This window comes from Nonomuraea sp. NPDC059194 (assembly GCF_042754765.1).
In the GTDB taxonomy this organism is placed as follows: Bacteria; Actinomycetota; Actinomycetes; order Streptosporangiales; family Streptosporangiaceae; genus Nonomuraea.
Genome location: NZ_JBHZBH010000004.1, coordinates 70,022 through 90,367 on the forward strand (window position 1 = coordinate 70,022; position 20,346 = coordinate 90,367).

Genomic DNA, 20,346 nt, shown 5'->3' on the forward strand with positions numbered 1-20,346 from the left:
GGAGGTGGGGGGTGTGGCGGCTTGACAGTAGATCCGCACTCGCCGAAAAGACATCCGTATGACCATCGGTATAGGTACGGAAAATGAGGACGCGTCATGATCTGTCTAGGGGGAAGACACCTGGGACACGCCGCCGCCCGCCCTGTCGTCTGTCCTGGTAGCCGACGTCACTGTTCGGTCAGGCGGGCGCGCACTCCTTCCATCTTGCGCCGGAGCTCATCCTCGGTGAAGACGCGCCGGTCCATGAGCGAGTGGGCGACCGCCAGCGCCGACCGGGTCCGTACGGGAAAGCCGGCGTAGACGCTCTCCCCCAGCCGGTCCTCGGCCTGGCGGCGCTCCAGGTCGTCCAGCGCGCCGCCCGCCGACAGGCACTCGCAGGTCGCCTGCATCCTCGACTCCCACACGGCGGGCTCGTGCTCGTCGAATTCCCGCAGGGTCTCCATGAGGACGTCGTACGCCTTCATCCCCGGCCTCCTGCGGCGAGGTTCTCGGTGGACCTGTCCGACGTCCTGCCCACCGCGGGCAGCGCGACGCCGATCATGGTGTCGCGGGTGACGATCTCGGCGAGCTGCTCCTCGGTCCACCCCTCGGTGCCCTCGGGGCGCATGGGCATCACCATGAAGCGCGACTTCTGGTTGGAGTCGTGCACGCGCACCTCGACATCGGACGGCAGGTGCAGGCCGAACTCGGCCAGCACCTCGCGGGGCCGTCTGACCATCCGGCGCCGGTAGCTCGGCGTCCGGTACCAGTCCGGCGACATGCCGAGGACCGGCCTGGGGTAGCACGAGCACAGCGTGCACACGATCACGTTGTGCACCCGCGGCGTGTTCTCGAGCACGTAGAAGTAGGTGTAGTCGCTCGGTGTCCCGGCGCCGGTGGGCTGCAGCCAGTCGATTCCCACCTCCTTGCACGCCTCCGTGCCGTCAGCGAGCAGGCGCTGCTTGAAAGCGGGGTCGGTCCACGCCTTGGCGACCAGCTTCGAGCCCCCGTGCGGGCCGACGCCGTCGGCCCACTCGGCGAAGCGCCGATGGTCCTCGGCTGAGAACAGGCCCTTCTCGATCGCCAGCTCCCGCACCGCGAGTTCGAGCACCTCGAACTCGCTGACCCGCGACGCCACGGGAAAAGCGGTGTGCTCATGGTCGTGCCCGCTCATCACTCCCCCTTGTCCGCCGGCTCCAGCCAGCGCTCCGAGAACTCTGTTTCCAGGGTGTCGACGTCGAAGCCGGTGTAGTCCGGCCACAACTCGGTCTGCTTGAAACGGACGACGTAGAAGTGCTCTTTGCGTCCGTCCTCGTCCCTGCCGAACGCCTCGTCCTCCGGAATCACCCATTCGGGCCGGTGTTCCACGACGACGCCGGTATGGCCCCGGGTGAATTTCTGGGTGCGGGCGTGGAAAAGCGTCGTCTCGTCGCGGACGACGACTCGGTCACCGATGTTGTATTTCGGCGGGGCCATCAGCTTTTCGCCTCCAACCGGGCGCGCACCTCGTCGATCTTGGCGCTCAGCTCGTCGGTGGTGATGAGTCCCTCGTCGACGAGGTACCGCGCGGCCACCGTGATCCACCGGGCGTAGTAGGGCAGCCCGTAGTACAGCGTCACCCCGAGGTCGTTCTCGGCCCTGCGCCGCATCTCGGCGTTCCATCCGGTCCGCCAGGCCAGGCATTCGCAGGTGAGATAGGCGTTCATCTCCCACTCCTCCTCGCCCTTCTCCAGGTGGGCCTGAGGAGTGTCGGGCTGGCCGCCGACGTCGTGGGGCACCGCCCGCAGCGCGGCGTACAACTCGTTCGAGATGGTGTACGGCGAGTCCAGCGTGTCGCGCTCTTCGGGGGCCAGATTCCTGACCTTCGCCAGGAGCGCTTCGTACCGCATTCTGGACATTGTTTTCTCCTCTCCGTCGAGAAAACGTCGAAGGGGACCGTACCCAGGCGCTTTACGCCGAGTTCCCGATGTGGATCAAGGGCGCGAAAAGAATCCTTGACCGCGAAATCAGGCCCATGGAAAAAGAGTTTCTCGGCAGAACAAAAAGGCGCCTTTCTCGGAGAAATAACCGTTGGAAAGGCGCCTGATTTCGCTTGTCAGGCCCGCGCCGCGTCCTCCGGAAGCGACGCGGCCCGCGCTTCGATCGCGGCGATCAGGGCCTCCACGCGGACGTCATAGACCGCCTCAGAGCTGACCTCCGCCAGCTCCGTGCCGAGCCGGGTGATCACGGGAAACCGCTCAGGGTCGACCGTCCGGTACTCCCGCACCCACGCCGACTCGTCACCCGCCCTGATCTCGGGGGCGAACAGCACATAGGCGGCCGACTGGCCCACGTACGACAGGAGGGCGTCGGCCACGACCCGGTAGTACAGCGCGGCGTCGGCGCCGTCGAGCCCCGCCTCGGTGACCACGCCGAGGATGAGCTCGACGATCCTGAACTCGTTGATCCGCCTGGTCGTACGGCTCGCGGTGATGGAGGCCACCGCCGGATACTTGAGTCCGACCCGCAGTGACTCTCGGGCCAGTGCCCGCAACCGGTCCTTCCAGCCCAGCCCGCCGGGAACGCCCTCCAGGACCTCGCCGTAGACCCGGTCCGCCACCGACAGCAGCAACTCGTCCTTGTCGCGGAAGTGCCGGTAGATCGCCGTGGGGTCGGCCCCCAGCTCCTCGCCCAGGCGGCGCACGGTGAACGCGTCCTCGCCGCCTCTGGCGGCGATGCGCAGGCTGGCCTCGATGATGGCCTCGGGGCTGAGCTGACTGCCCGAGCGCCTGGTCCTCACAGGTGTCTTCGCCATGATCGCCCCAGTGTATCGGTTCGGTCTCCGCCTAGCGCAACAGTGTTGACATCTATGTTGCGCTGGCGTTCACTCCTCCCCAACACTGCGTGAGCGGAAGGTGCTGTCATGGTGGAAACGATCTTCGTTGGCGGGCGGGTCTTCACCGGCACGGCCGATGCCCCGATCGAGGCGGCGGTCGCGGTCGGCGACGGCCGCATCCTGCTGGTCGGCGACGAGGAGACGGTGCGGGCGTCGGCGGGCGAGGACACCGAGGTGGTGGACCTCGCCGGTGGGCTGCTCATGGCCGGTTTCCAGGACGCCCACGTCCATCCGGCCTTCGGCGGCGGCCAGATGCTGCGTTGCGACCTGTCGGCCGAGCACAGCGTCGAGGGGTACCTCGCGGCGATCACCGCCTACGCCGAGGCGCACCCCGACAAGGCGTGGATCCACGGTGGCGGCTGGTCGATGGACGCCTTCCCCGGCGGCACGCCGACCAGGCAGCTGCTCGACAAGGCGGTTCCCGACCGGCCCGCGCTGCTGACCAACCGCGACGGGCACGGCGCCTGGGCCAACAGCCTGGCCCTGCGCCTGGCGGGCCTCGACCGTGACACGCCCGACCCCGTGGACGGCCGGATCGAGCGGGAGCAGGATGGCACCCCGCAGGGCACCCTGCACGAGGGGGCCATGACGCTGGTGAGCGAGCACGTGCCGGTGGCCGACGCCGAGGAGGCCTACGCCGGCCTGCTCGCCGGCCAGGCCCACCTGTTCTCGATGGGCGTCACCGGCTGGCAGGACGCCATGATCGGCGCCTTCCCCGGCCACCCCGACAACTACGGGGTCTATCTCCGGGCCGCCGCCGAGGGAACGCTGCGGGCCCGCGTCGTCGGCGCCCTCTGGTGGGAGCGCGAGCGCGGTCTGGAGCAGATCCCCGAACTGGTGGAACGGCGCCGCACCGGGCAGGTCGGCCGGTTCAACGCCACCACCGTCAAGATCATGCAGGACGGCGTCGCGGAGAACTTCACCGCGGCGATGCTGGAGCCGTACCTCGACGGCTGCGGCTGCGCGACCGCCAACAGCGGCATCAGTTTCGTGGACCCCGGCCTGCTGCGCGAGGCGGTCAGGGAGCTGGACGCGCTCGGCTTCCAGATCCACTTCCACGCGCTCGGCGACCGTGCGGTCAGGGAGGCGCTCGACGCCCTGGCCGGGGCGCGTGCCGCCAACGGCGCCAACGACAACCGCCACCACCTCGCGCACCTGCAGGTCGTGGACTCCGCCGACATCGCCAGGTTCGCGCAGGTGGGCGCCGCCGCCAACCTGCAGCCGCTGTGGGCGGCGCACGAACGCCAGATGGACGAGCTGACCATCCCGTTCCTCGGGTCCGAGCGCGCGGCCCGGCAGTACCCCTTCGGCGACCTGCTGCGCGCGGGCACCCGTCTGGTCGCGGGCAGCGACTGGTCGGTGAGCAGCCCCAACCCGCTGTGGGGTGTGCATGTCGCGGTCAACAGGACGGTGCCCGAGGGCGAGCCCGGCGAGCCGTTCCTGCCCGAGCAGGCGCTCACCCTGGCCCAGGCGCTCACCGCCTACACGGCGGGCAGCGCCTGGATCAACCACCTGGACGACGTCACCGGCACGGTCGAAGCGGGCAAGTACGCGGACCTGGTGGTGCTGGACCGCGACCCCTTCGCCGGGCCGCCCGAGGCGATCGGCTCGACCCGGGTCGTCAGGACCTATGTCGAGGGCTGCCTCGTCTACTGCGCCTGATCTCCGGGCCTGATCCTTCGCGAAATACCCCCGAAAGGCGTGACTCATGAGCAGACGACCGCGGGCAGCGCTCGCCGTACTCTCCCTCGCCCTGGCCGCGGCCGCGTGCGGCGGGGGTGGCGGTAGCAGGGGCGCCGCCCCCGTGCCGGGCCAGGGCCTGAGCTCCGACACCCCCAAGCCCAAGGGTGACATCGATGCCTTCACCTGGGTCTCCTATGCCGAGCCCCCGACCCTCGACTACGTCCACGCCTTCGACTACCCGCAGAACATGGTGCTGGCCAACGTCTGCGAAAGCCTCATGCGCTGGACACCCGACCTGAAGGAGGAGCCCGGCCTGGCGGAGAAGGCCGAGCAGCGCGATCCCAAGACGCTCGTCTACACGATCCGCAAGGGCGTGCGGTTCCACAGCGGCGCCGAGATGACCGCCGACGACGTGGTGGCCAGCCTCAACCGGCACCTGGACGAAAAGGTCGGCTCCTACTGGATCTCCAGCTTCCGCAACGTCGAGTCGATCAGCAAGACCGGCCCGATGGAGGTGACCGTCAAGTTCAAGCGGCCTGACGCGCTGTTCAACCTGGAGATGGGCGCCTCGCCGGGCACCGTGGTCAGCGCCGCCTCGCTCAAGGCTCAGGGCAGGGCGTTCGGCACCGCCGACGGCGGCCTGGACTGCACGGGACCGTTCAAGCTCGGCACCTGGACCAAGGGCCAGTCGATCCAGCTGGACCGCTTCGCCGGCTACTGGGGCGACAAGGCCAAGGCGGGCAAGGTCACCTTCACCTTCGTACCGGACACGGCCGCCAGGACCAACGCCCTGGTGACCGGCGAGGCCGACGGCGGCTACATGATTCCCGCCGCCTCCATCGCCGCGCTGCGTTCCTCGGGCGCCGGCACCGTCTACGGCGGTCCCAACCTGACCACCGCGAACCTGATCGTCTCCGACCTCAACGCCGGCCCGCTGTCCGACGCCAGGGTACGGCAGGCGCTCTCCCTGGCCATCGACAGGGAAGGCCTGGTCAAGGCTGCCCTCGGCGAGTACAGCGCACCGACGCTCGTGCCCGGGCCCGTCCAGGCCTGGCGCAACGTGACGGAGGCCAGACCCGCCGCTCCGACCGGCAAGCGCGACCTCGAAGCGGCGAAGAAGCTGGTCGCAGCGGCCGGGGCGCAGGGCAAGAAGATCGTGATCGCCACCTCCAACGCGGCGCCCGAGTTCCCGGTCATCTCCAACTCCGTGCAGGCGGCGGCCAAGGAGATCGGACTGCAGGCCGAGGTGCGGACCGTCGCCCCCGACGCCTACACCGCGCTGTTCTCCGACCCGGAGGCGCGCAAGGGCATCGACCTGTTCCCGACGTTCTGGTACCTGTCGGCCACCGACCCCCTGGAGCTCTACGGGCTGTTCCAGACGGGGCAGTTCGAGAACTACGGCGGCTTCTCCGACCCCGCCTACGACAAGCTCGTCGACGCGGCCGAAGTCGAGTTCGACCGGGTCGAGCGGGCGCGGCTGACGGCGAAGCTCCAGGAGACGGTGGCCACGCTGCTGCCCTGGATCCCGCTGGCCGACCTCGACAACGTGATGTTCCTCGGCAAGCGCATCACCGGTGCGCCCACCAGCATCTCCTACCTGTACTACCCGTGGGCCGCGGACATCGGGGCGGCGGGCTGATGATCGGCTTCCTGCTGAGGCGGCTGGCCGGGATGGCCGCGATCCTGGGAGCGTCCTCGTTCCTGGTGTTCGGCGCCCTCCAGCTCGCGCCCGGCGACCCCGCCAGCTTCCTGCTCAGCGGGCGCTCGGCCACCCCCGAGGCGATCGCCGCCATCCGTGCCCAGTACCGGCTCGACGACCCGTTCCCCGTGCAGTACCTGCACTGGATAGGCGGCGTGCTCACCGGCGACTTCGGCCGCTCGGTGCAGTTCCGCGCCGACGTCGGCGGGCTCATCGCCTCCCGCGCGCCCATCACGCTCACCCTGATCGGCATGGCCTTCGCGCTCACCATGGTCCTCGGCCTGGCGCTGGGCGTGTGGAGCGCGACCAGGTCAGGCATGGTCGACAGGGCGGTGCTGGTAGGCAGCTCGGTCGCGGTCGCCACCCCCTCGTTCGTGCTGGGGTTCGTGCTCATCGCGGTGTTCTCGGTGAACCTCGGCTGGTTCCCCTCCATGGGCGCGGGTGCCGGTCTCGCCGACCGGCTGCACCACCTCGCGCTGCCCGCCGTGGCCCTCGCGCTCACCTTCGCGGGAGTGCTGGCCAGGGTGTCGCGCACGGCGATGATCGACCAGCTCGGCCAGGAGTACGTCACGGTCGCCCGCGGCCGCGGCGTGCCCGAGCGCGCCATCGTCCGCAGGCACGTGCTGCGCGGCGCCATGACCGTCACCCTCACCTACGGCGGCCTCCTGGTGCCCGGCCTGCTGATCTCCACCGTGCTGGTGGAGACCACGTTCGGGGTCAACGGCCTGGGCCAGCTGCTGCAGTACTCGGTGACGGTCAAGGACTTCCCCGTGGTGCAGGCGCTGGCCCTGCTGACCGTGGCGGTGTTCGTGGCCGCCAACCTCGTGGTGGATCTGCTCGCGCCACTGGCCGATCCGCGCGTGCGACTGGGAGCGAGGGACTGATGGAAACATTCGCCGTCAGACCGGGCCTGCGCGGTATCGGCCGCCGCGGCAAGGGGAGCGGCCTGCTCAGGGCCGCGCTCGTAGTGATCGCGCTGCTGGTCCTGGCCGCCGTGTCCGCTCCGCTCATCGCCCCCGCGGACCCCGACGCGGTCGACCTGTCGGCCGCGCTGGCCGGGCCGAGCGGCGACCACCTGCTCGGCGCCGACGCCTCCGGCCGCGACCTGCTCTCCCGGGTGATCTACGGAGCCAGGACCGGCCTGCTCGGACCACTGGGCGTCGTGGCCATCTCCACGGTGCTCGGCGTCCTGGTCGGGCTGACCGCCGCCTGGCGCGGCGGCTGGGTGGACACCGCGCTGTCGCGATCGATGGAGCTGGTCTTCGCCTTTCCCGGCCTGCTGCTGGCGATCCTGGTGGTCGCGATGTACGGCCCGGGCCAGACCGGACCCATGATCACACTCGCCGTCGCCTACACACCGTTCGTCGGCCGCCTGGTCCGCGGCGTGGCCAGAGGGGAGATGGGCCGTCCCTACATCGCCGCCTACCGGGCACTGGGCTTCGGCGGCCTGACCATCTGCCTGCGTCACCTGCTGCCGAACATCGCCCCGGTGATCCTGGCCCAGTCCACGATCAACTTCGGCTATGCCCTGCTCGACCTGGCCGGGCTCGCCTTCCTCGGCCTGGGCGTGCAACCGCCGGCCGCCGACTGGGGAGCCATGATCAACGAGGGCCAGTCCGCCGTCCTGCAGGGCGCGCTCGGCCCGATCCTCGTCCCCGGCCTGGCCATCGTGCTGAGCGTGATCGCCTTCAACATCGTCGGTGAGAGCCTCGCCGACCGCGTCTCCAGGAGGTGACCATGCTGGAGATCGACGATCTCTCCGTACGGCTTCCGCGCACCGCCCGCCCGGCGATCGACCAGATCTCGTTGACCGTGGCCGAGAACGAGACCGTCGGCCTGGTCGGCGAGTCTGGCTCCGGCAAGTCGCTGACCGCGCGAGCCGTGCTCGGCCTGCTGCCGAAGGACGCGCGGACCTCGGGCGAGATCCGGGTGGACGGCGCCGACGTGCTGTCCATGTCCCCTGCCGAGCTGCGCCGCCACCGCGCCCACTCGGCCGCGATGATCTACCAGGATCCACGCGCGGCGATCAGCCCCTTCCGGCGGATCGGCGACTTCCTGGCCGAGATCCTGCGCGAGGAGATCGGCGCGAAGGCGGCCCGCGCCAGGGCCGTCGAACTGCTGGGCCTGGTCGGCCTGCCGGAGCCGGAGCGGCACGTGCGCCAGTACCCTCACGAGCTGTCCGGCGGCATGCTCCAGCGCGTGGTGATCGCGGCGGCCCTGGCCGGACAGCCCCGGCTGCTGCTGGCCGACGAGCCGACCACCGCGCTGGACGTGACCACCCAGGCCGAGATCATCCGGCTGCTGCGCGACCTGCGGGCCAGGATGCGGACCGGGATGCTCTTCATCACCCACGACCTGGAACTGGCCTCGATGATCTGCGACCGCGTCTACGTCATGTACGCGGGACGGATCATGGAGACCGGGCCGACGCGGCGGCTGTTCGCCGAGCCGCGCCACCCCTACACCGCCGGCCTGCTCGCCGCCACCCCGCGCGTCTCCGACCTGGGCACGCTGCCGCCCGCGATCCCCGGGCGCCCGCCAGACCTGCTGTCGGCGCCGCCGGGCTGCCGGTTCGCCCCGCGCTGCGCGCACGTCATGGAGTCCTGTACGGCTGCCGCCCCGCCCCTGGTGGACGGGGTCGCCTGTGTGAAGGCGGAACTGTGAACATCGACCTCGAGGTCAGCGGCCTGCGCAAGCGCTACGGCACGTTCACCGCGGTTGACGACATCGCCTTCGACCTGGCAGCGGGCGGCTCGCTCGGCCTGGTCGGTGAGTCGGGCTCGGGCAAGACCACCACGGCCAGGCTGCTGCTCGGCCTGGAGCGGGCCGACGCGGGCACGGTGCTGGTGGCCGGCAGGCCGCTGGCAACACTCGATCGCAAGGCCAGGGCGAGGCTGATCCAGATCGTCTTCCAGGATCCCTTCGGCTCGCTCGACCCTCGCCTCGCCGTACGAGAGTCGCTGACCGAGGTCCTGCGGCTGCACTTTCCCGGCGAGCCGCACGCGCCGAGGGTGGCCGAACTGCTCGACCAGGTCGGTCTCGGCCCGCGTGAGGCGGGGGCGCTGCCCAGGGAACTGTCGGGCGGGCAGCGGCAGCGCGTCGCCATCGCCAGGGCCCTGGCGGTCCGGCCCAAGGTGCTGGTGCTGGACGAGGCGGTGGCCGCGCTGGACGTCTCCGTCCAGGCGCAGATTCTGGGCCTGCTGGCCGAGATCCGCGCGGCCGCCGGCGTCTCCTACCTGTTCATCACCCACGACCTGGCCGTGGTCGGCTGCGTCACCGACCACGTGGCCGTCATGCGGCGCGGCCGGATCGTCGAGTCGGGTCCGACGGCGCGGGTGCTGACCGCGCCGGAGCACGAGTACACGCGGCTCCTGCTGGAGTCCGTGCCACAGCACGCCGTTAAAGAGCTTTAAGAGGAGATTTCCGGGAATGTTGTGTTATCTCTCGGCCACCGAGGCCCACGCCCTCATGTCCAGGCGCGAGCTGTCGCCCGTGGAGTTGCTGACCGCCGTGATCGATCGCGCCGAGGTGGTGGAAGCGCGGGTCAACGCCTTCACCGAGCGCCTGTACGAGTCGGCGATGGAGCAGGCGAGGGCGGCCGAGACCGCCTACCTGAACGGCACGGCCAGGCCGCTCGAAGGCATCCCGGTGGCGGTCAAGGAGGAGCAGCCGATCGAGGGCCATACCCACGAAGAGGGCTCACTCCTGCTCAAGGGCGTGATCGCGGAGGCGACCCACCCGGTGGTCTCCCGGATCACGCAGGCCGGCGGCATCATCCACGCCCGCACCACGACGCCCGAGTTCAGCTGCGCCGGCTTCACCCACAGCAGGCTGTGGGGCGTGACGCGCAACCCGTGGAACCTCGACTGCTCGCCCGGGGGCTCCTCCGGCGGCTCAGGCGCCTCGCTGGCGGCGGGCACCTCGCTGCTTGCCACCGGCTCCGACATCGGTGGCTCCATCCGCATTCCGGCGTCGTTCTGCGGCGTGGTCGGGTTCAAGCCGCCCTTCGGGCGGGTGCCCGCGCTGCCGCCGTTCAACCTCGACCAGTACTGCCACGACGGCCCCATGGCCCGCACCGTCGCCGACGTCGCCCTCCTGCAGAACGTGATCGCCGGTCCCCACCCGTGGGACGTCGTCTCCATCCGGCCCAAGCTGGAGCTGCCGCCGTTCACCGGTGACGTGCGCGGACTGCGCGTCGCCCTGTCCGTGACGCTCGGCGACTACGTGGTGGAGCCGGACATCGTGGCGAACACGCTGGCCGCCGCCGAGGCGCTGCGCGCGGCCGGGGCGATCGTGGAGGAGGTCGAACTGCCCTGGACCAGGAAGCAGATCATGGCCGCCGCCGACGCCCACTTCGGCGGGATCTTCGGCGCCGGCATCGGCGAACTGGCCGCGGCGCACGCCGACCAGCTGACGGGCTACACGCGCGCGTTCGCGAACACTCGTCCGGAGCTCAGCTTCTATCAGGGCCTCGAGCTGGAGGGGGAGATCTATCGGCCGCTCGGCGAGCTGCTCGAGCGTTACGACGCGCTGCTCTGCCCGACCACGGCCGTGTCCGCGTTCCCCGCCGAGCACGACGGGGGCCCGCTGGCGATCGACGGCGAGTCCGGCCACTACATGCTCGGGGTGATGACGATCCCCTTCAACATCGCCAGCCGCTGCCCGGTCCTGTCCGTCCCCTCGGGACTGGCCGCCAACGGCGTCCCGACCGGCGTGCAGCTCGTGGGCCGCACCTACGACGACGTGACGGTCTTCCAGATCGCCTCCTGCCTGGAAGCCGCCCTTCCCGGCATCGGCCGGCCCGCCGGCTGACCAGCGTGGGGTCGGCGCATGGGGTCGGCGCGTGGGGTCGGCGTGGTCTCGGCGGGATGTCTCGCCCTCAAGTCAGGTGGCTTGACAGCTCGCGCAAGTTAGGAAATCTTCCTAACTAACCCCCAGCGAGGAGGATCCATGGGACCTCTCACCCGGGCGCGTTCGTTAGCCGGCGCGCTCGTGGCCGCACTACTGGCGAGCACGGTGGCGAGCCTGGCGGCGGCGACGCCCGCCCAAGCGGCTCCGACCAGGCACGAGGCCGAGAACGCCACCATCTCCCAGGGCGCGGTCGAGTCCAACCACGCGGGCTACTCCGGCAGCGGCTTCGTCAACGGCGACAACGTGGCCGGCTCCTACGTCGAGTTCACCGTCAACGCCGCCGTCGCCGGCCAGGCCACGATCGGCATCCGCTACGCCAACGGCACCACCGTGAACAGGCCATCGGATGTCTCGGTCAACGGCAGCCTGGTCTCGGCCGGGCGGGCCTTCGAGGGCACCGGCGCGTGGGCCACCTGGGCCACCTCCACGCTCACGGCGCCCGTCACCGCGGGCGCCAACACGATCCGTCTCACCGCCACCACGGCCACCGGCAATCCCAACCTCGACTTCGTCGACGTCGAGGTGACCGCTTCCAGCACCGATCTGCAGGCCGAGAACGCGACGATCTCGCAGGGCGCCGTGGAGTCCAACCACGCGGGCTTCACCGGCACCGGCTTCGTCAACTACGACAACACCGCCGGGTCCTACGTCGAATTCACCGTCAACGCGGCCACCGCGGGCAACTACGAGGTGCGCTTCCGCTTCGCCAACGGCAGCGCCGCCGACCGCCCGATGGACATCACGGTCAACGCAGGGACACCCACCCGCGTGGGCTTCCCCGCCACCGGCGCCTGGACCACCTGGGTGGACAAGCCGGTCACGGCCCCGCTGATCGCGGGCGCCAACAAGATCCGCGCCACCGCGAGCACCGCGAACGGCGGGCCGAACCTGGACCGGATCAGCACCACCGTGCCGCCCGACGCCGAGGCCCCGACCCCGCCCGGCAACCTGCGGGTGGTCGGCGACGTCCGGCCCACCGCCGTGGACCTGGCCTGGGACGCCGCCACCGACAACGTCGGCGTGTCCAGCTACGTGATCTACAACGGCGGCAACGTGCTCAAAACCGTCGGCGGCAACCAGACCACGGCCACGGTCGCCGGTCTGAGCCCGAACACCGGCTACGTGCTCAGCGTGCTGGCCTACGACGCCGCGGGCAACGCCTCACAGGGCAGCGACAACGTGCCGGTCACCACCCCGCCGAGCGACGACGACCAGGCGCCGAGCGTGCCGTCCGGCGTGCGCGCGACCAACGTCAGCGCCACCAGCATCACGCTGGCCTGGGCCGCCTCCACCGACAACATCCAGGTCACCGGCTACAACGTCTACCGCGACGGCGCCAAGGTCGCCACGGTCCCGGACCTGACCGCGACCGCGGACGGCCTGACCCCCAACACTGAGTACGCCTTCCAGGTCGAGGCCTTCGACGCCAACGGCAACGTCTCGGCCAGGAGCGGCGAGGTGAAGGTCAGGACCACCTCGACGGCCACCGGCGGCGACCCCGTCCACGACCGCGACATCGCCAAGCTCGACCTGCCCTGGGGCGTGGTCTTCCTGCCCGACGGCAGCGCGCTGGTCGCCGAGCGCGACCGCTTCGAGATCGTCCGGGTCACCGCGACGGGCCAGAAGACCACCGTCGGCAAGATCACCGAGGCGGTCACCACCACCGGCGAGGGCGGCCTGCTGGGCCTGGCCCTGTCGCCGGCCTTCGCCACCGACCACTACGTCTACGCCTTCCACACCGCGGCGAACGACAACAGGGTGGTGCGCTTCAGGTACGAGAACAACACCATCGGCCCGCGTGAGGCGCTGGTCACCGGCATCGTGAAGAACAGGTTCCACAACGGCGGCCGGATCGCTTTCGGCCCCGACGGCATGCTCTACATCACCACCGGCGACGGGCAGGTCTCCAGCAGGGCCCAGGACCTCAGCTCGCTCAACGGCAAGATCCTCAGGGTGACGCCGACCGGGGCGGGCGCGCCAGGCAACCCGTTCCCGAACGCGCCGCGCGTCTACAGCCTCGGCCACCGCAACCCGCAGGGCCTGGCATGGGACTCCCAGGGCCGGCTGTGGGAGTCGGAGTTCGGCGACGGCACCTGGGACGAGCTGAACATCATCCAGGCGGGCAAGAACTACGGCTGGCCGACCTGCGAGGGCCGCTGCAGTGACACCCGCTACGTCAACCCCGTCCAGCAGTGGGACGTCGCCGCCGCCTCGCCGAGCGGCATCGAGATCGTCAACGACTGGATCTACATGGCCGCCGTCCGCGGCTCCCGCCTGTGGGTCATGAAGATCAACGGCAACAGCACCGACACCCCCCGCGCCTTCTTCAACGGCCGGTGGGGACGCCTGCGCACGGTCGTCGAGACGCCAGACGGCGGCCTGTGGCTGACCTCCACCAACAACGACAAGAACGGCGGCACGCCGTCCACCATCGACAACGACATCGTCCGCCTCAGGTTCGCCGATCCGCCGTTCGGGATCTCCAGTACGGCCTTCGCCGACAACGCCACCATCCCCGCCAGACACACCTGCGCGCAGGACGGAGTGTCGGGCAACGACATCTCCCCGCCGCTGGCCTGGACCGGCGGGCCCTCCGGCACGCGCGGCTACGCCATCACCTTCGTCGACACGGCCAACAACGGCAGGCACTGGGCCGTCTGGGACATCCCGGCCGCCAGGCTGTCGCTGCCGGAGGGGCTGGGGCTCGGCTTCAACGTGCCGAACCAGTCGCCCGCCAGGCAGAAGGCGATGAGCTCGGGCAACAAGTCGCTGCAGTACTTCGGGCCGTGTCCGGGCGGCTCGACGCACACCTACGAGTTCACGCTCTACGCGGTGGACACCGCGACGCTGCCCGGCCTGAGCTCGAGTTCGACGGTCGCCCAGGTGCAGACGGCGATCCTGGCCCACGACCTGGCCTCCGCCAAGCTGGCGGGCAGGTCCAACGCCTCCACCGGCTGACCGCACCGATCGGGGGCCGGACCACCCGGCCCCCGATCCACTCAGAAGACCCGCTACGGCACCAGCACCAGTCGCCCGCGCAGGCCGCCCTCGGCCAACCGGGCGTGCGCCTGGGCCGCCTGCTCCAGTGGGTAGGTCCGCGCCACCCGCAGCGTCAGCTGCCCCTGGTCGACCAGCTCCACCAGTTCGGCCAGCCGGGCTCCGTCCGGGCTCACCTCGATGGCTCCGGTACGGATGCTCCGTACCCCCTCGGGCTCCAGGCCGGGGATCACGCCCGCGTACGCGCCCCCGTCGCGCACGAACTCCAGCGCGGGAGCGCCGATCACGGCGGCGTCCAGCACGCCGTCCACCGGTGCGGGCCTCGCCGTCCGGGGCACGAACTCGTGCGCGCCGAACGAGCGGACCAGCTCCTCGTCGGCCGCGTCCGCCAGCGCGGCGACCTTCAGCCCCCTCAGGTGGGCGAGCTGGACGGCGTAGCCGCCGAGCGCGCCCGCCGCACCGGTGACCAGCACGCTGTTCCCCGGCTCCAGCGCGAGCAGGTCCAGGGCCTGGGCGGCGGCCAGGGCGTTGAGCGGCAGCGTCGCGGCGTGCACGGGGTCGGCCGAGCGCGGGGCGGCGGCCACGGCGGCGGCGTCGAGCACGACGTGGTCGGCGTGGGTGCCCAGCGGCTTGCGCGGCCCGTAGGCCAGGCCGACGACCTGCTCGCCCACCACCCGGTCCGTCACGTCCTCGCCGACGGCGTCAATGGTTCCGGCCACGTCCCAGCCGAGGCCGAGCGGCGTGCCGTCCCCGCCGAAGACGCCCGCGCGCACGCCCGCGTCAACGGGGTTGAGCGTGGCGGCGGCCACCCTGATCCGCACCTGGCCCCGGCCCGGCTCGGGCAGCGGGACCTGGGCGATCTCGACGGCATCCGGCCCGCCGAAGGTCCTCACGATCGCAGCACGCATGGTCAACAGAGCTCCTTGATTACTTGTCAGTCTTTCCGCTGTCGGCAACCCTAGGGAGTGTTACTCTCTCTCGGGAAGTACGTACCTCGAAGTGCGTACCCGACCCGGAGGTGAGCCATGGCGACCCTGACCGCCGCCGAGCGCCGAGCAGAGGAGCGCCTGGCCTACGACGCGTTCCTCAAGGACTGCCCGACCAGCCGGCTGCTCGACCGGATCAGCGACAAGTGGGTGAGCCTGGTCGTGAGCGCGCTGCGCGAGCAGAGCCCGATGCGCTACAGCGAGCTGGGCCGCCGCATCCCGGGCGTGAGCCAGAAGATGCTCACCCAGACGCTGCGCTCCCTCGAGCGGGACGGCATCGTGGCCCGCACGGTGACGGCGTCCGTGCCCGTGCGCGTGGACTATGAGCTCACGGACCTGGGGCGCAGCCTGAGCCGCCTGCTCTCCGCGGTGAAGGACTGGGCGGAGAGCCACATCGAGCAGGTCAACGCGGCCCGCGAACACTACGACGCGGCGGGCTAGGGCGGGCGCTTGGCCGTACCCCACACGCGGGGCGGAAACGGGCATGCGCGCCCGTCGGCCGCGATGGCATGCTGACAACGTGTCCGTACGTTTCCGCATCGCCGCGGAACTGAGAATGTTCCTGCCGGTGGCCCGTCGCCGGGAATGGCAGCAGGTGCCGCTCGACGGCACGTCCACGCTCGGGCACCTGGTCGAGTCGCTCGGCATCCCGTTGACCGAGGTCGGGCCGATGAAGGTCGGCCACAGCGGGGTCGAGCCGTCGTACCAGCCGGCCGCGGGCGACGTGGTCGAGGTGCCGCCGGTGCCGCGCCCGCAGCGGCTGCCCGAGGGGCCGCGGTTCCTGCTCGACGTGCACCTGGGCACGCTGGCCCGGCGGCTGCGGCTGCTGGGCATCGACACCGCCTACCACAACGACATGGACGACCCCTCGCTCGTCGTCCAGGCGAACGAGGAGCGGCGGGTGCTGCTGACGCAGGATCGCGGGCTGCTGCGGCGGCGCGCGTTGTGGCTGGGCGCGTACGTGCGGGGCTCGCGCGCCGACGAACAGCTGCGCGACCTGCTCGACCGGTTCGCGCCGCCGCTGCGGCCGTGGACGCGCTGCACGGCGTGCAACGGCGAGCTGGTCACCGTCGGCAAGGAGAAGGTCGAGCCGCTGCTCGAAGCGGGCACCCGGCGCAGCTACGACACCTACGGCCAGTGCGGCGAGTGCGGGCAGGTCTACTGGCACGGCGCCCACAGCGACCATCTCGAGGAGATCGTGCGCACGGCGAGGGGTGCCGTCTCCGGCGGGTAGCCGAGACCCACGTCCGTGAGCCGGGTCTGCGCTGTGCAAAGGATCGGCAAGGGCACGGTCGTCGAACGATGAATCGCACCGATTCGCCTGCCCCCGGGCAAGACGATCGTCTCTGGGCTGCGGGGTTACCCCGGGCCGGCATGGTCATGCGCGGTGAACGGACGGGTGAATTCATGCGTGATGTGAAGATCGGGCACGCCGGAGCGAGCCGGGGGGAGCGGTGATGGCGCCCGGTGCCGCCACCCGGACGACGTCGGCGCTCCGGCCCGAGCTCACACCGGACGGCACGCGGCAACCGGTCGTGGACGTCGTCATCCCGGTGCTGAACGAGGAACTGGCGCTGCCCGGCTGCGTCAAGACACTTCACGCCTTCCTGTCGGCGTCCTTCCCCCTGCCATGGCGGATCACGATCGCCGACAACGGCAGCACCGACCGGACCTGGGCCATCGCGCAGGAGCTCAGCGAGACCTACGAGGACGTGTTCGCGCGCCGCCTGGACATCAGGGGCCGCGGGGCGGCGCTGAAGCAGACCTGGCGGGAGAGCCCGGCCGCCATCGTCGCCTACATGGACGTGGACCTGTCCACCGACCTGGACGCGTTCCTGCCGCTGGTGGCCCCGCTGATCAGCGGGCACTCCGAGGTCGCGATCGGGACGCGGCTGGCGCGCTCGGCCCGGGTCCACCGCAGCGCCAAGCGGGAGATCGTCTCGCGCGTCTACAACCTGATGATCAGGATCGGCTTCGGGGCCGGGTTCAGCGACGCGCAGTGCGGTTTCAAGGCCGTCCGCGCCGACCTGGTCCGGCCGATCCTGGACAAGATCTCCGACGACAGGTGGTTCTTCGACACGGAGCTGCTGCTGCTCGCCGAGTTCAACGGGCTGCGCATCCACGAGACCCCCGTCGACTGGTACGAGGACGTGGACACGCGGGTCAAGGTCTGCCGTACCGCCTGGGACGACATCCGCGGGCTGGGCCGGATGGCCTGGGCGATGTCCACAGGAGCGGCCCGGGTGCCCGTGCCCAGACGTTCCGAGCTGACTCCGCTGCACCCGCAGGCCACGATCGCCGAGCCGCGCAACCCGCTGCTGGCCAAGCTCCTGTCGTTCGCGGTGGTCGGCGTGGCCAGCACGGTGCTGCACACGCTGCTCTACCTGCTGCTGCGTTCGGCCTGGTCTCCGGCGGTGGCCAACTTCGCCGCCCTCTGCGTGGCCACGCTGTTCAACACCGAGGCCAACCGGCGCTGGACCTTCCGGCGTCACGGCGGTCCGCCGTTGCGGGCCCATTTCCGGGCCGGCCTGCTGTTCGCCCTGAACTACCTGGTGACCACGGTCGCCGTGACGGCGGCCGTCGACGCCCTGCCGGAGCACGGGCGCGGCCTGGAGGTCGTCACCCTGCTCGTCGCCTATCTGGCGGTGACGGTGTTCCGGTTCGTCGCCCTCGACCGCTGGGTGTTCCGATCCACCGAGCCGACGTTCACGGCATAGGCCGCCGAGGGTTCCTGTGCGGGCCGAGGTTCCCGACGCAGGCCGCCACTGACGACTGAGGAGACGACGCGATGACGACAGCGATCGCCGAGGGCGCGAGGACCGCGCCGAGCGGGCCGTCCAGACCCTGGCCCGGACGGCGGTGGCTGGGAGCGGTCCCGGGCGTGGTCGCCCTGCTGGTGACCGCCGGGACGCTCGTGGCCTGCGACACCCCGGCGAAGGACATCGTCGTCTTCGCGGCCTACGTCCTGCTCGCCCTCACCCTCCCCGGGACCCTGCTCTGGCGCGCGCTGACCCGCCTGTCGCTGCCGACGGCGGTCGACCTGGCCGCCGGGACCGCTCTGGGGTACGCCCTGGAGATCTTCACCTACATGGCGGCCAGGGCCGCGGGCCAGCCCCGCCTGTCCGTGCTCGGACCCGTGCTGGTCGTCCTGGCCTTCGTCGCGGTCCCGCGCCTGCGCCGGCACTGGCGCGCCGTCGAGCGGCCCCGCATCCCCTTCCGGTACGGCTGCGCGCTCAGCGTCGTGTTCTGCTACGTGGCCGTCTCCAGCGGCCTCACCTTCTTCCGCCGCCACGGCCTGACCTGGCCGGGGAACGCGGTCCCCTACGTCGACATGCCGTTCCACATCTCGCTCGTCGGCGAGCTGAAGAACCACATGCCGCCGACCGTGCCCCACGTCGCGGGCGAGCCGCTGTCCTACCACTGGTTCGTCTACGCGGACATGGCCGCCACGAGCTGGGCGACCGGCATCGAGGCCCAGACGCTGCTGTACCGGCTGGCGATGCTGCCGATGCTGGCGATCTTCGTGGTGCTCGTCCCCGCGGCCGCTTTCATGATCACCCGCTCCTGGCTGCCGGGGGCGATCGCGATCGCCGCGACCTATCTGCTCACACCGCCGAACCCGTACGCGTGGGTGACGGACACCTTCGGTTACGGCCCGCTGAACGCGTGGGCGTGGCTGAGCCCCACGCAGGTCTTCGGCTCCGCCCTCTTCGCCGCCCTCGCCCTGCTGGTGCTCGGCCTGCTGCGCGAGAGAGGCCGCAAGAGGCTGCTCTTCGTTCCGGTGGCCGTGCTGCTCGTGGCGCTGTCCGGGGCGAAGGCGACCTACCTCCCTCTGCTGCTGGCGGGCATCGGCCTGCTCGTCGTGGTGGACCTGGTGCGGTCACGGCGGCTGGACAGGAACCTGCTGCTGCTCGGCGCCCTCACGCTCGCGACGCTGGCGTTCGCCCAGTTCGTCGTCTTCGGCGGGGCTTCGCAGGGCATGCGGCTGTGGCCGTTCTCCACGGCCATCAGGCAGGTGGGGTCATGGCCGACGAAGGCCGTCATCGACGATCTTCCGCTTGCCCTGGTCGCCGTCTCGGCGGCCTTCGCGCTGGCGTGGGCGGCGCTGTGGGCGGGGGCGTTCGGGCCCCGGCGCCATCCCGGCTCGGGCAGGGACCGCGGGCTGACGCTGTTCCTCGGCCTCGGCATCGCCTCCCTCGCCGCGGTGCTGTTCCTCGGACATCCGGGGATGAGCCAGCTCTACTTCCTCTCGGGGGGCCGGCCGTACCTGTGGATCGTCGCCGTCGCCGGACTGGCCGCCGCGCTCGACCCGGTGCCCCGGCGGCTGCGCCCCGTGCTGGCCGTGACGGCCCTCGCCGCGGGTACGGCCATCGTGCTCCTGTTCAGGGCGGTTGCGGACCCGTCCCCGCCGCAGCTAGCCGAACTCGGCGCGGCTGGATTCAGCCAGGCCTTCATCCTGCCCTTCGCCGCGCTGGGGCTGGTCGTGGTCGTCGTGGCCCTGGCGCTGTGGCGCTTTCCCTGGCGGCGGGCGGCGGTCCTGCTGCTGGTCACGGGGCTCTCGGCGCCGACGGCGATCCTGTCGGTGACCAAGGCGTTGACGCCGTCGGAGGTCCCCACGGGGCAGGAGATCGCCGACGGAGGCATCGAAGCCGCGCGCTGGCTGCGCGACCACTCCGACCCCGGCGACGTCGTGGCGACCAACGCGCACTGCCGTTTCGACTCCCGCAGGTGCGAGAGCAGGCACTTCTGGATCTCGGCCTACGCCGAGCGGCGCGTCCTGGTCGAAGGCTGGGCGTACACCGCGAGGAACCTGGCCTCCCTGGAGGACGTCAACCGGCAGTCCATGGCCGGGCGCCCGTTCTGGGACGGCGCGCTGCTGGCCGCCAACGACGCCGTCTTCACCGCGCCCTCCGCGCAGACGGTGGCCTCTCTCAAGGACCGGTACGGCGTGCGCTGGCTGATGGCCGATCGCGGGCGGAAGGCGCCGGTCGCGCCCTACCTCGACGCGTACGCCACGCTCCGCTACGTGAGCGGCCAGTTCGCCGTCTACGAGCTCACCCCCTGAGCGCGCCCATCAGAGTGCTATCGTGTTGGCCGTCGGTGTCTAACTGCTGGATGAAGGGGAGGTGAGGTTGATGACCGCGGTGAAGATCGCTGCCATGCGCAGCGCCCGGACCATCCTCACATCCCGGGCCCCGGTCTGACCCACTCCCTTC

General features: G+C 70.9%; 18 protein-coding genes. 12 read left to right on the top strand and 6 right to left on the bottom strand.

Features of this window, described 5'->3' with window-relative positions; translation table 11 throughout:
* Positions 1-167: 167 nt before the first annotated feature.
* From ACFXJ8_RS07555 to ACFXJ8_RS07575, 5 genes are all read right to left on the bottom strand, one after another.
* Positions 168-464, bottom strand: a complete 297-nt coding sequence (locus ACFXJ8_RS07555; protein ID WP_379642998.1) for a ScnB — start codon at positions 462-464, stop codon at positions 168-170.
* Positions 461-1,153, bottom strand: a complete 693-nt coding sequence (gene scnC, locus ACFXJ8_RS07560) for a thiocyanate hydrolase subunit gamma (protein WP_379642999.1) — start codon at positions 1,151-1,153, stop codon at positions 461-463. The genes ACFXJ8_RS07555 and scnC overlap by 4 nt, the downstream gene beginning before the upstream one ends.
* On the bottom strand, positions 1,153-1,455 hold the full coding sequence (locus ACFXJ8_RS07565; RefSeq protein ID WP_379643000.1) for an SH3-like domain-containing protein: 303 nt from the start codon (positions 1,453-1,455) through the stop codon (positions 1,153-1,155). The genes scnC and ACFXJ8_RS07565 overlap by 1 nt, the downstream gene beginning before the upstream one ends.
* A complete protein-coding gene (locus ACFXJ8_RS07570; protein WP_379643001.1) occupies positions 1,455-1,877 on the bottom strand; it encodes a hypothetical protein in 423 nt (140 codons plus the stop codon). Before ACFXJ8_RS07570 ends, ACFXJ8_RS07565 begins: the two co-directional genes overlap by 1 nt.
* Positions 1,878-2,074: 197 nt before the next feature.
* Entirely contained in the window at positions 2,075-2,773 is a 699-nt protein-coding gene (locus ACFXJ8_RS07575; RefSeq protein ID WP_379643002.1) for a TetR/AcrR family transcriptional regulator, read from the bottom strand.
* 108 nt (positions 2,774-2,881) lie between these two features.
* Here ACFXJ8_RS07575 and ACFXJ8_RS07580 point away from each other — a divergent pair, with 108 nt between their 5' ends.
* The 8 genes from ACFXJ8_RS07580 (at position 2,882) to ACFXJ8_RS07615 (ending at position 14,105) form a co-directional block, all read left to right on the top strand.
* Positions 2,882-4,516: an amidohydrolase gene (locus ACFXJ8_RS07580; protein WP_379643003.1), complete on the top strand. Its 1,635-nt coding sequence runs from the start codon at positions 2,882-2,884 to the stop codon at positions 4,514-4,516.
* A 46-nt stretch (positions 4,517-4,562) separates the two neighbouring features.
* Complete coding sequence (locus ACFXJ8_RS07585) at positions 4,563-6,176, top strand: ABC transporter substrate-binding protein (RefSeq protein WP_379643004.1); 1,614 nt, start codon at positions 4,563-4,565, stop codon at positions 6,174-6,176.
* Positions 6,146-7,120, top strand: a complete 975-nt coding sequence (locus ACFXJ8_RS07590) for an ABC transporter permease (RefSeq protein WP_379643005.1) — start codon at positions 6,146-6,148, stop codon at positions 7,118-7,120. The genes ACFXJ8_RS07585 and ACFXJ8_RS07590 overlap by 31 nt, the downstream gene beginning before the upstream one ends.
* Positions 7,120-7,971 carry an ABC transporter permease gene (locus ACFXJ8_RS07595; RefSeq protein WP_379643006.1) on the top strand — a complete coding sequence of 284 codons (852 nt, stop codon included), beginning with the start codon at positions 7,120-7,122 and terminating at the stop codon, positions 7,969-7,971. Before ACFXJ8_RS07590 ends, ACFXJ8_RS07595 begins: the two co-directional genes overlap by 1 nt.
* A gap of 2 nt (positions 7,972-7,973) precedes the next feature.
* Positions 7,974-8,900 (top strand): ABC transporter ATP-binding protein, encoded by a 927-nt coding sequence (locus ACFXJ8_RS07600; RefSeq protein ID WP_379643007.1) that lies wholly within the window; start codon positions 7,974-7,976, stop codon positions 8,898-8,900.
* Positions 8,897-9,649, top strand: coding sequence for an ABC transporter ATP-binding protein (locus tag ACFXJ8_RS07605; RefSeq protein WP_379643008.1), 753 nt, complete (start codon positions 8,897-8,899; stop codon positions 9,647-9,649). Before ACFXJ8_RS07600 ends, ACFXJ8_RS07605 begins: the two co-directional genes overlap by 4 nt.
* Before the next feature lie 16 nt (positions 9,650-9,665).
* Complete coding sequence (locus tag ACFXJ8_RS07610) at positions 9,666-11,048, top strand: amidase (RefSeq protein ID WP_379643009.1); 1,383 nt, start codon at positions 9,666-9,668, stop codon at positions 11,046-11,048.
* Positions 11,049-11,186: 138 nt separating this feature from the next.
* Positions 11,187-14,105 (top strand): YbhB/YbcL family Raf kinase inhibitor-like protein, encoded by a 2,919-nt coding sequence (locus ACFXJ8_RS07615; RefSeq protein WP_379643010.1) that lies wholly within the window; start codon positions 11,187-11,189, stop codon positions 14,103-14,105.
* Positions 14,106-14,158: 53 nt separating this feature from the next.
* Here the strand turns inward: ACFXJ8_RS07615 and ACFXJ8_RS07620 are convergent, their stop codons facing one another.
* On the bottom strand, positions 14,159-15,052 hold the full coding sequence (locus ACFXJ8_RS07620) for an NADP-dependent oxidoreductase (RefSeq protein ID WP_379643011.1): 894 nt from the start codon (positions 15,050-15,052) through the stop codon (positions 14,159-14,161).
* Between the two features lie 117 nt (positions 15,053-15,169).
* Between ACFXJ8_RS07620 and ACFXJ8_RS07625 the strand changes: the two genes are divergently transcribed.
* The 4 genes from ACFXJ8_RS07625 (at position 15,170) to ACFXJ8_RS07640 (ending at position 20,195) form a co-directional block, all read left to right on the top strand.
* Positions 15,170-15,571 (top strand): winged helix-turn-helix transcriptional regulator, encoded by a 402-nt coding sequence (locus tag ACFXJ8_RS07625; RefSeq protein WP_379643012.1) that lies wholly within the window; start codon positions 15,170-15,172, stop codon positions 15,569-15,571.
* A gap of 43 nt (positions 15,572-15,614) precedes the next feature.
* On the top strand, positions 15,615-16,364 hold the full coding sequence (locus tag ACFXJ8_RS07630; RefSeq protein WP_379643013.1) for a Mut7-C RNAse domain-containing protein: 750 nt from the start codon (positions 15,615-15,617) through the stop codon (positions 16,362-16,364).
* 223 nt (positions 16,365-16,587) lie between these two features.
* Positions 16,588-17,847: a glycosyltransferase gene (locus ACFXJ8_RS07635; protein ID WP_379643014.1), complete on the top strand. Its 1,260-nt coding sequence runs from the start codon at positions 16,588-16,590 to the stop codon at positions 17,845-17,847.
* A 71-nt stretch (positions 17,848-17,918) separates the two neighbouring features.
* A complete protein-coding gene (locus ACFXJ8_RS07640) occupies positions 17,919-20,195 on the top strand; it encodes a hypothetical protein (protein WP_379643015.1) in 2,277 nt (758 codons plus the stop codon).
* Positions 20,196-20,346: the final 151 nt, after the last annotated feature.

Coding starts and splice junctions, on each gene's coding strand:
- ACFXJ8_RS07640 (WP_379643015.1), top strand. CDS start 17,919: ATGACGACAGCGATCGCCGAGGGCGCGAGGACCGCGCCGAGCGGGCCG.
- ACFXJ8_RS07620 (WP_379643011.1), bottom strand. CDS start 15,052: ATGCGTGCTGCGATCGTGAGGACCTTCGGCGGGCCGGATGCCGTCGAG.
- ACFXJ8_RS07595 (WP_379643006.1), top strand. CDS start 7,120: ATGGAAACATTCGCCGTCAGACCGGGCCTGCGCGGTATCGGCCGCCGC.
- ACFXJ8_RS07575 (WP_379643002.1), bottom strand. CDS start 2,773: ATGGCGAAGACACCTGTGAGGACCAGGCGCTCGGGCAGTCAGCTCAGC.
- scnC (WP_379642999.1), bottom strand. CDS start 1,153: ATGAGCGGGCACGACCATGAGCACACCGCTTTTCCCGTGGCGTCGCGG.
- ACFXJ8_RS07625 (WP_379643012.1), top strand. CDS start 15,170: ATGGCGACCCTGACCGCCGCCGAGCGCCGAGCAGAGGAGCGCCTGGCC.
- ACFXJ8_RS07585 (WP_379643004.1), top strand. CDS start 4,563: ATGAGCAGACGACCGCGGGCAGCGCTCGCCGTACTCTCCCTCGCCCTG.
- ACFXJ8_RS07635 (WP_379643014.1), top strand. CDS start 16,588: ATGGCGCCCGGTGCCGCCACCCGGACGACGTCGGCGCTCCGGCCCGAG.
- ACFXJ8_RS07580 (WP_379643003.1), top strand. CDS start 2,882: ATGGTGGAAACGATCTTCGTTGGCGGGCGGGTCTTCACCGGCACGGCC.
- ACFXJ8_RS07610 (WP_379643009.1), top strand. CDS start 9,666: ATGTTGTGTTATCTCTCGGCCACCGAGGCCCACGCCCTCATGTCCAGG.
- ACFXJ8_RS07570 (WP_379643001.1), bottom strand. CDS start 1,877: ATGTCCAGAATGCGGTACGAAGCGCTCCTGGCGAAGGTCAGGAATCTG.
- ACFXJ8_RS07615 (WP_379643010.1), top strand. CDS start 11,187: ATGGGACCTCTCACCCGGGCGCGTTCGTTAGCCGGCGCGCTCGTGGCC.
- ACFXJ8_RS07600 (WP_379643007.1), top strand. CDS start 7,974: ATGCTGGAGATCGACGATCTCTCCGTACGGCTTCCGCGCACCGCCCGC.
- ACFXJ8_RS07630 (WP_379643013.1), top strand. CDS start 15,615: ATGCGCGCCCGTCGGCCGCGATGGCATGCTGACAACGTGTCCGTACGT.
- ACFXJ8_RS07555 (WP_379642998.1), bottom strand. CDS start 464: ATGAAGGCGTACGACGTCCTCATGGAGACCCTGCGGGAATTCGACGAG.
- ACFXJ8_RS07565 (WP_379643000.1), bottom strand. CDS start 1,455: ATGGCCCCGCCGAAATACAACATCGGTGACCGAGTCGTCGTCCGCGAC.